Annotated in this window: 14 protein-coding genes and 2 pseudogenes; 4 read left to right on the forward strand and 12 right to left on the reverse strand. The window is 37.3% G+C overall.

Annotated features, from left to right (window positions below; genetic code table 11):
- Positions 1-1,952, reverse strand: a 1,952-nt coding sequence (gene secDF, locus AC1DJR_RS12240) for a protein translocase subunit SecDF (RefSeq protein WP_477002709.1), incomplete at its 3' end; no start/stop codon positions are given.
- Positions 1,953-2,234: 282 nt separating this feature from the next.
- Positions 2,235-2,519 carry a post-transcriptional regulator gene (locus AC1DJR_RS12245; protein WP_215576564.1) on the reverse strand — a complete coding sequence of 95 codons (285 nt, stop codon included), beginning with the start codon at positions 2,517-2,519 and terminating at the stop codon, positions 2,235-2,237.
- Positions 2,520-2,706: 187 nt separating this feature from the next.
- Between AC1DJR_RS12245 and AC1DJR_RS12250 the strand changes: the two are divergent.
- Positions 2,707-4,060: pseudogene (locus AC1DJR_RS12250) on the forward strand (oligosaccharide flippase family protein).
- A 29-nt stretch (positions 4,061-4,089) separates the two neighbouring features.
- On the opposite strand, the gene AC1DJR_RS12255 reads toward AC1DJR_RS12250, so the two are convergent.
- Positions 4,090-4,746: a DUF421 domain-containing protein gene (locus AC1DJR_RS12255; protein WP_215576565.1), complete on the reverse strand. Its 657-nt coding sequence runs from the start codon at positions 4,744-4,746 to the stop codon at positions 4,090-4,092.
- A gap of 103 nt (positions 4,747-4,849) precedes the next feature.
- Here AC1DJR_RS12255 and AC1DJR_RS12260 point away from each other — a divergent pair, with 103 nt between their 5' ends.
- Positions 4,850-5,233, forward strand: a complete 384-nt coding sequence (locus AC1DJR_RS12260; RefSeq protein WP_002165041.1) for a TIGR04086 family membrane protein — start codon at positions 4,850-4,852, stop codon at positions 5,231-5,233.
- Positions 5,234-5,270: 37 nt separating this feature from the next.
- Here AC1DJR_RS12260 and yajC read toward each other — a convergent pair whose 3' ends face one another.
- The 6 genes from yajC to ruvA are packed head-to-tail and all read right to left on the reverse strand — an operon-like array spanning position 5,271 to position 9,604.
- Positions 5,271-5,531: a preprotein translocase subunit YajC gene (gene yajC / locus AC1DJR_RS12265; RefSeq protein ID WP_002034132.1), complete on the reverse strand. Its 261-nt coding sequence runs from the start codon at positions 5,529-5,531 to the stop codon at positions 5,271-5,273.
- A 27-nt stretch (positions 5,532-5,558) separates the two neighbouring features.
- Positions 5,559-6,698 (reverse strand): tRNA guanosine(34) transglycosylase Tgt, encoded by a 1,140-nt coding sequence (gene tgt, locus AC1DJR_RS12270; protein ID WP_002015319.1) that lies wholly within the window; start codon positions 6,696-6,698, stop codon positions 5,559-5,561.
- A 12-nt stretch (positions 6,699-6,710) separates the two neighbouring features.
- Entirely contained in the window at positions 6,711-7,763 is a 1,053-nt protein-coding gene (gene queA, locus AC1DJR_RS12275; protein ID WP_002088783.1) for a tRNA preQ1(34) S-adenosylmethionine ribosyltransferase-isomerase QueA, read from the reverse strand.
- Between the two features lie 19 nt (positions 7,764-7,782).
- Positions 7,783-7,983 (reverse strand): DUF2905 domain-containing protein, encoded by a 201-nt coding sequence (locus AC1DJR_RS12280; RefSeq protein WP_000138161.1) that lies wholly within the window; start codon positions 7,981-7,983, stop codon positions 7,783-7,785.
- Positions 7,980-8,981, reverse strand: coding sequence for a Holliday junction branch migration DNA helicase RuvB (gene ruvB, locus AC1DJR_RS12285; protein WP_215576566.1), 1,002 nt, complete (start codon positions 8,979-8,981; stop codon positions 7,980-7,982). The genes AC1DJR_RS12280 and ruvB overlap by 4 nt, the downstream gene beginning before the upstream one ends.
- 5 nt (positions 8,982-8,986) lie before the next feature.
- Positions 8,987-9,604, reverse strand: a complete 618-nt coding sequence (gene ruvA / locus AC1DJR_RS12290) for a Holliday junction DNA helicase RuvA (protein ID WP_002088786.1) — start codon at positions 9,602-9,604, stop codon at positions 8,987-8,989.
- A gap of 189 nt (positions 9,605-9,793) precedes the next feature.
- Here ruvA and AC1DJR_RS12295 point away from each other — a divergent pair, with 189 nt between their 5' ends.
- The gene (locus tag AC1DJR_RS12295; protein WP_477002710.1) at positions 9,794-10,738 is read left to right on the forward strand and encodes an iron-hydroxamate ABC transporter substrate-binding protein; all 945 of its coding nucleotides are present in this window, start codon (positions 9,794-9,796) and stop codon (positions 10,736-10,738) included.
- Here AC1DJR_RS12295 and AC1DJR_RS12300 read toward each other — a convergent pair.
- The gene (locus AC1DJR_RS12300; protein WP_477002711.1) at positions 10,721-11,128 is read right to left on the reverse strand and encodes a BofC C-terminal domain-containing protein; all 408 of its coding nucleotides are present in this window, start codon (positions 11,126-11,128) and stop codon (positions 10,721-10,723) included. The two genes, AC1DJR_RS12295 and AC1DJR_RS12300, sit on opposite strands and share 18 nt — an antisense overlap.
- Positions 11,129-11,716: 588 nt before the next feature.
- On the opposite strand from AC1DJR_RS12300, the gene AC1DJR_RS12305 reads away from it, so the two are divergent.
- The gene (locus tag AC1DJR_RS12305) at positions 11,717-12,151 is read left to right on the forward strand and encodes a branched-chain amino acid ABC transporter substrate-binding protein (protein ID WP_429686935.1); all 435 of its coding nucleotides are present in this window, start codon (positions 11,717-11,719) and stop codon (positions 12,149-12,151) included.
- A 33-nt stretch (positions 12,152-12,184) separates the two neighbouring features.
- Here the strand turns inward: AC1DJR_RS12305 and AC1DJR_RS12310 are convergent, their stop codons facing one another.
- A complete protein-coding gene (locus AC1DJR_RS12310) occupies positions 12,185-12,829 on the reverse strand; it encodes a YhcN/YlaJ family sporulation lipoprotein (protein ID WP_477002712.1) in 645 nt (214 codons plus the stop codon).
- A 179-nt stretch (positions 12,830-13,008) separates the two neighbouring features.
- Positions 13,009-13,546, reverse strand: a pseudogene (gene exsA, locus AC1DJR_RS12315) (spore coat assembly protein ExsA); the annotation flags it as partial.

A 13,546-nucleotide genomic window follows, 5' to 3' on the forward strand; every position in this document is an offset into this window, starting at 1 on the left:
CGGTTTCTATCAAACGTAACGATTGAGTCATTGATAGAGTAACCAATAATCGTTAATATTGCAGCGATAAACGTTAAGTCTACCTCTATCTGGAAAAGACTAAACATAACAATCATAACGAAYGCATCATGTAAYAATGCGATTACCGCAGATAATGCATATGTGAAGCGGAAACGAATACTTACGTATAAGATGATAACCAATGAAGCTATCAGAACCGCGATGAATGCATTTCGTGCAATCTCTTTACCGATTGTCGGCGAAACTGTACTTACGTTTGGCTCTGTACCGTATTTATCGTTAAAGAATGTTTTTGTTTTCGCAATTTCATCTTTCGATAAAACGCCTAACGTACGAACAGCGAAACCTTTATTRTCATTACCAGTCGGTACAATATTTTCTTCTTTCACATCAATCTTCAGTTCGTTGAAGTCTTTATGAACGTCAGACACAGTAAGTGCTTGTTTTGATTGCAAGTCAATACGTGTACCACTTGCAAAGTCAATACCAAGATTCATTTTGAAAATCGGTAATATAATTGCCCCAGCAATTACAACTACAAYTGAGAATAAGAAAAATTTATGACCGATATTTACGAAATTAATACGATCAAATCTCGTCGGTGGATGTACTGCACCTTTTGTTAWTGGAATAATATCCTTTTCCTTAACACCAAAGTAAGATAGTTTCTTATCAAAGTAACGGCTCTTTACAAGTAAACCTAGTAAGAAACGAGTACCGAATACGTTCGTAATGAAACCAACTAAAATACTTACGATTAAACTTGTTGCGAATCCTTTTACAGAGCTATTACCGTAAGCGAATAATACACCAGCTGCTGCAATTGTTGTAATGTTCGCATCTAAAATTGTCGATAATGAACGATGGTTACCAGCACGGAATGCTGACATCATCGACTTACCAATTTTAAGCTCTTCCTTCAATCTCTCGTACGTAATGATATTCGCATCAACTGCGATACCAACCCCGAGCACTAATGCCGCAATACCCGGTAACGTAAGAACTGCATGCATCCAGTTAAAGACAAGTAATGTAACGAAAATGTATAAACCTAACATAATAACCGCTACAAGTCCTGGTAAACGGTAGAATACAAGCATGAATAAGAAGATAATAGCAATACCAATCGCACTAGCGAAAATCGTTTGCTCTAATGCTTGTTGACCAAATTTCGCTCCAACAGATGTTGAATACATTTCTTTTAAATCAACAGGAAGTGCACCTGCATTTAATAAAGATGAAAGTTCTTTCGCACTTTCAACTGTAAAGTTTCCACCTACGATAGATACYTCAGCTTGGTTAAATACTTGGCTTACTGTTGCTGCTGATAAAAACTTCTGATTATTCGTTTTTGCAGATTCTGCTTTATATGAATCTTTTCCTTCTTCAAAATCAAGCCAAATTACCATTAAATTCGTTGGTGGTGGCATTTTTGAAATCTTTTCAGTTACTTCACGGAATTTTTCAGCGCTTTTTAGTGTAAGACCTACGCTCGCACGGCCTTGCTCATCAAATGTTTGCTTCGCTCCGCCGCCTTTTAAATCCGTTCCGTCCATAAGCAGGTTATCATCCACATCACGGAATGTTAGTTTCGCTTGTGTTGATAACATTTCACGTGCTTTTTGCTGATCTTGTACACCAGCAAGCTGTACACGAATTCGATCTTCCCCTTCGATTTGAATGTTCGGCTCACTTACACCAAGAACATTGACACGATTTTCAAGAGCACCTACTGTACTTACAAGTGCATCACGATCGATTTTATCACCTTTTTTGGCTGGTTTTACTTCATACAGAATTTCAAAACCACCGCGAAGGTCTAGTCCTAGACTAATTCCTTTTGCTATGTCTTTTCCTGCCGCACCAATTACTCCACCAATTAATAAAACGATGAGGAAAAAGGCGGCAATTCTTGTACCACGCTTTGCCATATGTACCCTCTTTCTGCTACTAACACTTTCAATAAATCTCTTACGATTCATTTTCGCACGTGTGCATACGCCTAGTTAGTAGACTTACTTTCTATAAAATACATGTATTTCCGCTAGTTCATCACTAGCTGTGTCGGTAAGATTTTCACAATACCTACACTATTCATTATTTATTTTTCCTCTTCACTACCTCCTTTATATATAATCTTAGACATAATTAATTCCTCTTTATCAATACCTATCATTATACTGCAAAAGGAAGAACAAACCAATTACAGTCGGTTATTTATTTTCATATTCATCAAACGACCAAAGTGGCGCTTGATATGCTTCAACAGTTAAATAATTCATATATTCATTAGTACTTACTCTTAATACATCATTTACTAATTCATATAACCTAACATCACTRTCTATCTTTTTCCACTTTTTCGCCTTGAGAAACTTCCAAATATCATTATCTGTCACTCGGTCGTAACCGAACAACTGAAACTCTTCTACTTTACTTTCTAAAACGACTTGTAACTGTCCGCGGTATGATTCTACCAAAGCCTCTCTATCCAACATATATAAACATCTCCTTCTTATYTCAGCACGAAAAGTCGCTTTTAATCCCGCTCTAATGGACAGTAATAACTTCTTTCAAGAGTACCATTCATACTTCACTCTCTTAAATGCTTGTCATTCTTGTCTYATACGTGCATATAAATTATTGTAAATCATTCCATTGATTTTGAGAAGGTAGGAGAAGAGTATGACGAGACAAAGCTTTTTAAAAGGTGCATTTATTTTAATGATAGCTGGCTTTATTACAAAAATCCTTGGATTTATTAACCGCATTGTAATGGCACGTATTTTAGGCGAAGAAGGCGTTGGCCTTTATATGATGGCTGTCCCCACCTTCATTTTAGCAATTACAYTAACACAAATTGGCCTTCCTGTTGCAATYGCAAARTTTGTAGCRGAAGCGGAAGCGGTGAACGATAAACAAAGAGTAAAAAAAATATTAACTGTCTCGCTAGCCGTTACATCCATTATTAGTATCATTTTAACAATTGGGATTATGCTACTCACACCTATTTTAGCAAAAACATTATTAACAGATGAAAGAACTTACTATCCATTAATGGCTATTTTACCTGTCGTCCCTGTTATTGCAGTTTCTTCCGTTTTACGTGGTTATTTCCAAGGGAAACAAAACATGAAGCCGAGCGCTTACGCTCAAGTCATAGAACAAGTTGTCCGCATTACAATTATTGCTGTATGCATTCGGTTATTTTTACCTTACGGCGTAGAATATGCTGCAGCCGGTGCCATGCTATCAGCTGTTCTTGGCGAAGTTGCATCTTTATTATTTTTACTTACTTTATTCCAACGCGAAAAACATTTATCTATACGCTCTGGATTTTTCACTACTGTAAAGGAGAGCAAAAATACGTTTTATTCCCTTATGGACAATTAGCGAGGCAATGGCAAAGAGACAACACAAATTAGTAGAACACCGATTACAACAAGCACTTCGAATTTCCTTAATAACCGGCGGATGGTCAGTCGTTATATTATATGTATTTGCTTCTCCAGTTTTAACTCTCATGTACGGATCAGACAACGCGGCCGCGTTCATCCAGCTTCTTGCACCTTGCTTTTTATTTCATTATTTTCAAAGCCCCCTTACATCTGTGTTGCAAGCTTTAAACTTAGCACGCGCTGCTATGATGAACACCTTTATTGGCGCTATCGTAAAATTAATCGTTATCTTTGTACTCGCTTCACGCCCAGAGTTCCAAATGATGGGGGTTGCCCTCGCCATCGCAGCAAATATAGTAACCGTAACATTCCTTCACTACGCCACTGTTTTAAAGAAAATTGCATTTACCATTTATGCAAAAGACTATATTTTCGGCGGAATTGCTATCGGGATTGCTGGTACCTTCGGTTTTTATCTTCATAAGTATATCGTTTTTTCTCATTCACTTGGCATACAAACATTATGGGAAATCACTTTAACAACAATCGTTTATATCGTTCTCCTCTTCGTTTTCAAACTCATTCGAAAAGAAGAATTAAGTCGTCTCCCTATCATTCGGAAACTYTCATTTTTGAAGTAAGCRGGCTTGCCATTCAAAATGGTAAGCCTCTAATTTTCTTTCAAATCAACAAAAAATTGTCCATTTTGAAAACTACAATATACAATCTGTTTCACATCTTTATAACCTAATTTATTCAATTTCTCAACGAGCCACTCATTTGTATGTTCGATCATTTGCAAATGATTGTATTGAATTTCTCCATCAATAATTAGTGGGAGTGTAAAAATTGGTGTATCATTTTTGTTCTTTTTACTTTTTTGTTTTTGAAAGACAGATAACTTTCCAGATGGTTCTAAAATAGCGTATTCTACATCACGCACATCTCCGATTCCTTGCTCACGTAGTTGCATCAATAAATCATCTATGTTATATCGCTGCTTCCGCATCTTTTTTTCATCAATTTTACCTGCATTCACAAGAATCGCAGGCTCCCCTTCTATTAAATGCCGAAAACGCTGGAACTTTAAAGAAATGACCGACAAAATGATTTGTATACACATAAGAAAAGTCATTGGAACTAATTGATGCCAAAGTGATTTATCTGTATTTTCAATTGCCACTACAGCCATTTCACCGAGCATAATGAATACAACCAAATCTAATACACTTAATTCTCCAATTTCACGTTTACCCATAAGACGAAAAATAATTAAAATGATTATATACAAAAGCATTGTTCGTCCGATTATTGATACCCATTCCATTTCTACATCCCCTTTTTTTACTTATAGGCTCCCCTACAAAAAAGAAACTAGTCTAACTTAAACAAAATGAAAATATGCTTGTATTAAAAAGGGGGAATGCATAATGGATGGAACGAAAAAATTATCGAGCGCAATCGGCTTCGGTATTATTACCCTATTAATCCTCGCATCTATTACAAGTATGATCATGGCTCTTTTATTAAAATTTACGAATATTAATGAAGGGACATTAGTAATTATTATTTTTATAATAGCCCTTCTATCTATGCTTATGTCTGGATTTATTGCTGGTAAAAAGGCACAAGGAAAAGGATGGCTAGTAGGTTTCACAACAGGCCTTACATTCGCTCTTCTCGTCTTTCTCGTTAACTATTTAGGCTTCTCTCAAACTTTATCGAACTCACAGTTACTCTACCAATTAGCATTAATGGGTGCGAGTACACTCGGAGGTATTTTCGGTGTAAATATGTCAAAACAAAATAGTTAAAAAAAGGCCCTGCACATTTCATGCAGGGCCTTCATCATTAGTTTTTCACAACTTCACGAATCGCATTGCGATCGAAAGTTAAGTGTGAACCACCAGATTTAACAACAATTTTCGTTTCATCCACTGATTCGATTGTAGCGTGTAAACCACCGATTGTTACGATAGCATCACCTTTTTTGATTTCATTTTGCATTTGAGCAACTGCTTTTTGACGCTTTTGTTGCGGGCGAATTAATAAGAAATAGAAAATCGCAAACATCGCAACAATCATAACGATATTCATCATACCTGCATTCATCTTGTGTTCCTCCTTTTAAATTATGTATTAGAAGTTTTTAGCATTCGGTTTATTAAAGCCATACTGTTCAAAGAACTCTTCGCGGAAATCGCCAAGACGGTCTTCACGAATAGCTTGTCTCACCTGCTCCATTAAGTTTAACAGAAAATGAAGGTTGTGATAAGACGTTAAACGAATTCCGAACGTTTCATCACATTTCATTAAGTGACGAATGTACGCACGAGAATAGTTTTTACATGTGTAGCAATCACAGTTCGGATCAAGCGGCCCGAAGTCTCTAGCGAATTTCGCATTTTTCACAACTAAGCGGCCTTCACTTGTCATACATGTACCATTTCGAGCGATACGAGTTGGAAGTACACAGTCAAACATATCAACACCGCGAATCGCACCATCAATTAACGAGTCAGGAGAACCTACACCCATTAAGTAACGTGGTTTATCATCAGGAAGAAGTGGTGTTGTAAACTCAAGAACACGATTCATAATATCCTTCGGTTCACCAACAGATAGACCGCCGATAGCATAGCCAGGGAAGTCCATTGAAACAAGATCTTTCGCACTTTGACGACGAAGTTCTTCAAACTCCCCGCCCTGTACAATACCGAATAAACCTTGATCTTGTGGACGTTCATGCGCCTTTAGGCAACGCTCTGCCCAGCGGCTTGTACGCTCTACCGACTTTTTCATGTATTCAAAAGTAGCTGGGAACGGTGGACACTCATCAAATGCCATCATGATATCTGAACCTAATGCATTTTGGATTTCCATCGCTTTTTCTGGAGATAAGAATAATTTATCGCCATTTAAGTGATTGCGGAAATGAACACCTTCCTCTTCAATACGTCGGAAATCACTTAAGCTAAATACTTGGAATCCACCTGAATCCGTTAAGATTGCACGATCCCAGTTCATAAACTTATGCAAGCCACCTGCTTCACGAATAATTTCGTGGCCTGGACGTAGCCATAAATGATACGTATTGCTTAAAATAATGCCAGAATCCATTGCTTTTAATTCTTCTGGTGACATTGTTTTAACTGTTGCAAGTGTACCAACTGGCATAAATGTCGGTGTATCAAATGAGCCGTGTGGCGTGTGCACTCGACCTAAACGTGCACCCGTTTGTTTACAAGTTTTAATAAATTCATAACGAATTGCTGTCATAATTTACTCCTTTTATTTGTTTCTCATTTTAGCGTGAGATGCAACGAACATCGCATCACCGAAACTAAAGAAACGATATTTTTCTTTTACTGCTTCATTATAAGCATGAAGTACATTATCTCTATTTGAAAATGCACTAACAAGCATAATTAATGTTGATTTCGGCAAATGGAAGTTTGTAATTAAACCATCAATTGCTTTAAATTCATATCCTGGGTACATAAAAATATCTGTCCAGCCAGAAGCGGCGCAAAGCTTACCACTATGATCTGTCGCAATCGTTTCTAACGTACGTGTTGATGTCGTACCTACTGTAATAATACGGCCGCCATTCTCTTTCACGCGGTTTAATAACGCAGCTGTCTCTTCGGACATATGGTAATACTCTGCGTGCATATGATGCTCTTCAATAGTATCTGCAGAAACTGGTCTAAATGTTCCAAGTCCTACATGGAGTGTAATGAATGCTAACCCGACGCCTTTTTGCTTCAATTTCTCAAGTAACTCTTCTGTAAAGTGAAGGCCAGCCGTCGGTGCTGCTGCTGAACCGATTTCCTTCGCATATACCGTTTGATAACGATCGCGATCTTCTAGCGTCTCTTTAATATATGGAGGAAGTGGCATTTCTCCAAGCTCGTCTAAAATTTCATAAAAGATGCCGTCATATGAAAACTCAAGTTGACGCCCACCTTGGTCTGCTGTTCCAATGCAAGTTGCTTTTAACTTTCCTTCACCAAAAGAGATAACAGTTCCTTCTTTTACACGCTTTGCTGGCTTTATAAGCGTTTCCCACTTATCGCCTTCCTCTTGTTTCAAAAGAAGCACTTCAATGTGTGCACCTGTATCTTCTTTCACACCGTGCAAGCGAGCAGGCATAACTTTCGTTTCATTTAAAACTAAGCAATCCCCCTCTTGTAAGTAAGAAAGAATGTCCGTAAAATGTTTATGCTCAATATCTCCTGTTTCACGGTCTAACACCATCAATCTTGATGTTTCACGCTCTTCAAGCGGAATTTGTGCAATGAGTTCTTCTGGTAAATGAAAATCAAACAGATTAATATCCATAACTGTATCCACCTATTTCTTATTTGAATCGATTTATTATATACATAATGAAAGATAATGCAATACTTAACACAATACATGTAATGATAGGAAAATAAAAGGTAACGTTACCTTTTTTCACAAAAATATCGCCTGGAAGCCTTCCTATGAACTTCCAAGCTAATCCAACAACAATGAGCAAAATACCAGCTGTAATAAGCAACTTTGGCATCTCCGTCATACTTTGGGCATCTCCATTCTGAAATGCTCATATGCGAGCGGTGTTACAATCCGGCCTCTTGGCGTTCTTTGTAAAAAGCCAATTTGTAATAAATACGGCTCATACACATCTTCAATCGTATGCGATTCTTCCCCAATCGTTGCCGAAACAGTTTCTAATCCAACTGGACCACCGCGGAACTTTTCAATAATACCAAGCAGTAATTTATGATCGATATGATCAAGTCCTAATTTATCTACTTGTAATAGTTCTAACGCCATTTGTGTAATTTCCATCGCAATCGTTCCGTCACTGCGAACTTGTGCGAAGTCACGYACACGTCGTAATAGACGATTCGCAATACGAGGTGTACCACGGGCACGTCTTGCAATTTCTAATGCTGCTAACGAATCTATTTCAACTTCAAACACTTCTGCTGTACGTTCTACAATCGCAGAAAGCTGATCTACTGTATAATACTCTAATCGTGAAAGTACACCAAAACGGTCACGAAGTGGTGCTGATAATGCACCTGCACGCGTCGTTGCCCCAACTAGCGTAAATGGAGGTAAATCTAGACGTACAGAGCGAGCTGACGGTCCTTTTCCAATAACGATATCAAGGCAAAAGTCTTCCATCGCTGGATATAACACTTCTTCAATAGATCTATGCAAACGATGAATTTCATCAATAAATAATACATCCCCAGGCTGAAGTGCTGTTAATACAGCCGCTAAATCTCCTGGTCTTTCAATTGCAGGACCTGACGTCGTTCGAATGTTAACACCCATTTCATTGGCAATAATATTCGCAAGCGTCGTTTTACCAAGTCCAGGTGGGCCATATAAAAGTACGTGATCTAACGTTTCTTCACGCATTTTCGCCGCTTCAATAAACACTTCTAAATTATGTTTCGCTTTATCTTGGCCAATATACTGACGGAGCGTCTGTGGCCGTAATGAATACTCTAAATCCGCATCTTCGTATCCAGATTCCCCTGAAAGGAGACGTTCGTCCATTATACTCACCTCTTACCATTTAGTAAAAGACTAAGTGCCTTTTTAATATATTGATCCGTCGTTAGTGATTCTTTTAATAACTCTGGTACAACGCGAGAGACTTCTCGTTCTGCATAGCCAAGTGCACGCAGTGCTTCCAGTGCTTCATCAAGTTCAACTGATGAACCTTTCTTCGTATCAAAACTTTCAGTATCTGAGAACAAATCAACAAACGCATCTGGTACAACATCTGCTAGTTTTCCTTTTAAATCTAAAATCATTTGGCGCGCTGTTTTCTTTCCGACGCCTGGGAACTTCACTAAGAACTTCTCATCTTCATGTTCAATCGCTTGAACGACCTGTCCGGTTTGACCAGAAGCTAAAATTGCAAGAGCACCTTTTGGTCCAATCCCCGATACACCTAACAATTTTGTAAATAATAAACGCTCTTCACGTGTTTTAAACCCGTAAAGTGCCATAATATCTTCTCTCACATAATGATATGTATAGACACGGATTTCTTGCTTACTTCTTTGAAATACATACGGATTTGGTGTAAAAATTTGATAACCAATTCCATTATGGTCAATTACGACATATTCCGGTCCTACATACTCCACGTAACCTGTAACATATTCAAACAAAATACGATCTCTCCCTCTCAAATCATGTATTCCATTTTAACATATTTAACAATAGAAAAGCGAGACTGCCCCAACAAATGTTCCCCGTTTACAATTTCCGTTTTTTTCTATTGACATAAATACAAAAAGAACATTAATATACAGAATTCGATAATGATTATCAACATTAATTAAAGGGGTTACATCAGGATGAAACAAAAGCTATTTATTTTATTTACTATCATGCTAGTTGTTCTTTCTATCGTTGGCTGTTCTTCTCAAAAAGAAGAAGCAAAAGCAAAAGAACAACCGAAAACAAAAGTTGTAAAACATGCTAAAGGGGAAKCAACAATTCCAGCTAATCCAAAGAGAATTGTGGATTTATCTGGATCAACAGAGGAATTATTACTTCTTGGTCATAAACCTGTCGGTACAGCAAACACATATAAAGATAAAATCCAAAATCATTTAACTGAAAAGTTAGACGGAGTAAAAGCAGTTGGCTGGTACTGGGCACCTAAAGTTGATTTAGAAGCTGTTACCGCTTTAAAACCAGACTTAATTATTTTAAACAATCGTCAATTGAAAATTTACGATCAATTAGAAAAGGTTGCACCGACAGTTGTTCTAGAAACAAACYTAGAAGACTGGCGCGGTAAGTTTAAAGAAGTAGGTAAACAATTTGGCGAAGAAAAGAAAGCAGACCAATGGATTGCAGACTACGATAAAAAAGCAGACTCTTTATCTAAAAAAATTAAAGAAAAAACAAAAGATGAGAATTTTATGTTCGTTGCAGTAACACCACAAAACTTCCGTGTATACGGTAGCTTCGGATATGGTGACATCATCTTTAACGACTTAAAACTTCCAGCAACAAAAGGTACAGATTTAAAACAAACGATGGCACAAGTATCACTAGAAGGTCTTGTTGCATTCCAGCCTGATCAAATGTTTATTGTAAGCTTCGGCGGAGAAGCTGATAAAGTGTACGAAGACTATAAAAACAGTGCGGTTTGGAAAGATAATAAAGCAGTAAAAAACAATCACGTATATGAAGTATCGAATGAAGTCTTCAATACGAAAGCATTCAATCCAATCGGAAAAGATATGCTAATTGATGAAATCGCAAAAGAGATTTTAGCTAAGAATAAATAAAAAAAGCAGCTCACCCTGAGCTGCTTTTTTTATTATTTTGCACTGCGTACTGCGTACCCCTTTAAAAATTTGCAATATCCCTTCCTCTGAAACACCAAAATAACCGCTCGTTTTCAGTAAAGGAGAAATATCATCAACTTTCCTTTGTAATACGATTTGCACATCATCACGATCAACAAGTTGCCATTCTTTATATTGCTGCAAAAACTTTTCTAAATCCGCTACTTTTTCTGTCAGTATTTCCTCACTTACTTCTCCATCAACATACATGCGCTCTAATAAAATTGTAACTTCAGGTTCTTTTTCTACTACTTCTGCCCTCACATCGGATCCATAAGCTAAGCAAAACATCACAACGAAAGCTTGCACTGCAATTAGCATCCATTTCATTTCCGTTCACCTCTTCTAGGCAAAATCATACTTTCATTTGTAGCTTTTCCGGAAATGGGGGTTTTATCCATATAAACAATAGCATTAAATTTCTAAGGAAAATAAAGTGAAACTTTAATCAGTGGGGGGTTTTGTTCATCCCCCCACTGATTATTAGTTGAACCAATCGGGCTTTTACGGGCAGTTGATCTCCCACCTAACTCCCTCGCATTCGCCGAATTTTGAGGTGGGAGTCTTACTGCCCACAAATAGCGGGACAAAAAATGCAGATAAGGGTTAATCCTCATCTGCATGTATCATTTACTTTTATATAAAATGAAAGACGCCTGCAAAGCAGGCGTCTGATGCGTTTACGGCGAAAGACCAGGCGACCACATTCGCKTGTTTAGCACTTAAGCATATCTCTCGACTTACGTAAATTAGCTCATCGCTTTGCTAATATAACATTAAAAAGGTAGAAGCGCAATATATTTCTAAATATATTTTTCTTCCTCTTTCAACCAATTGAAATTTATGTAAATTATAAATTGATTAATGTAATGTATATGTTACAATTAATGCTATAAATATAAACAGGGGATGAATGCCTTGAAAAAAATTAAAGATGAACGCCTCATACTTCAAACGTTAAAAAACATAAGTATTGCCTTTCTTTTTCAATCAATTGGTATAATCGGAATTTTAGGTTATATCGGATTCACAGAAGGAATGGATCAAATGACGAAATCTTCATTGTGGCTATTATTTATTCTTACAAGTATTGTACTTAGTTATTTACAATTAAGTGTTTCAATTGATGTAGAAGAAAGCGAAAAGGAAATAACATTAACTCCTTATTACAAACTTGTCTTACGCTCCCTTATCGTCGGAATTATTATGGCTATTATTTATATCATTTTCAGTCCAGAGAGACCGCTGTTTGAAGCTATCCTTACAGGTAGTATCCTCTTCGTATGTTTTTTAACTTCTTATTCTGTTAGTTACTTCATTAAAAAACGTCGTTTACAAGACAAAGATGAATAAAGAGGAAGGGCTATCCCCTTCCTCTTTGATTTGTTATCGTACTGTACCAGTCAGACCGTAACGAATATCTCGGAACATATTTGTTATGTCACGATTAAAATCGTTTGTAACTGTRCCGTTACGTARACGCGTACTCATTGCATCRACACGAGTAAACATGTCATTTCTTACAGAAACATAWACRTTTCTATTTCCAACTTCATTCRCAACAGCTTGACGAATTTCGTTYGCCATTGCTGTTTCATCTGTCGCCGAATTACGTGGTTTTACCGCAATCGCTACATCGTTTCCATATACAACTGTAGAAACGCGATCTACGTTATTCATACGTTTTACACGATTCGTAATTTTCTCCGCAGTTTTACCATCATTGTTAATGTATGAATTGTTCATTGTAATATTACGAGTTGGGTGTGGATTAGCAATTTGCCCGTTGTAATTTACATCACGGTAATAGTTGGATCCTGCGTCATTACGACCGTTTCTATATGTTACATAATCTGTAGAACGATCGTTACGCGTTACATTATCATTATATCGGTGTGTGTCATTATAAGATGTACGCTCGTAATTAGAGTTACGTCCATCCATCGCATTCTTATCTTTTGGTGTACCACATGCAGCTAATGCACTGGTAACTAACAAAGAAGCAGCAATAACTTTTACTTTCGTATTCAATATAAAAACCCCCCTTGTTAGAATGAACTTCTCTTTCGAAAAGCTCCCCCTTATGATGAGTAACAGAGAGGTTTTTTACACTGTTAATATTTCACTAGGAATTTTCTAGCACTTAATGTAAATTCACCATATTCCTGACCATCACGAATACAAAAAAGGCGGGAATAACCCCACCTTTTTTAAACTTCCTCTTCATCCTCTTCTTCTGAAACTGGTTCTCCAAATACATTTGGTGGATCTGGCTGATAATACATCGTTCCTGGCTGCGGTGCATATGCTGGCTGAGTTGGTTGATAATATAAAGGATTAGCATATTGTGGTCCACCCGGTTGTGGACTATATAACCTACTTTCTCCTCCGCATCCACAATCTTCTTCACCTTGCACGAGTGGCGGCATATTATTATCCATTGGCATCATATTTGGATTTGGCATAGAAGTATATTGCGGCGGCATTTGATTGTATGGATTTTGTTGCTGATACGGCGGATATGGCGGCATCATTGGCTGTTGATATGGCATCATGTTTGGCATTTGATTGTTATCCATTATCGGCATCAYGTTTGGCATTTGRTTGTTATCCATTATYGGCATCATRTTYGGCATTTGRTTGTTATCCATTATCGGCATCATGTTTGGCATTTGGTTGTTATCCATTATCGGCATCATGTTTGGCATTTGGTTGTTATCCATTATCGGCATCATGTTTGGCATTTGG

The sequence above is a fragment of the Bacillus sp. 05T31 genome (assembly GCF_056396725.1).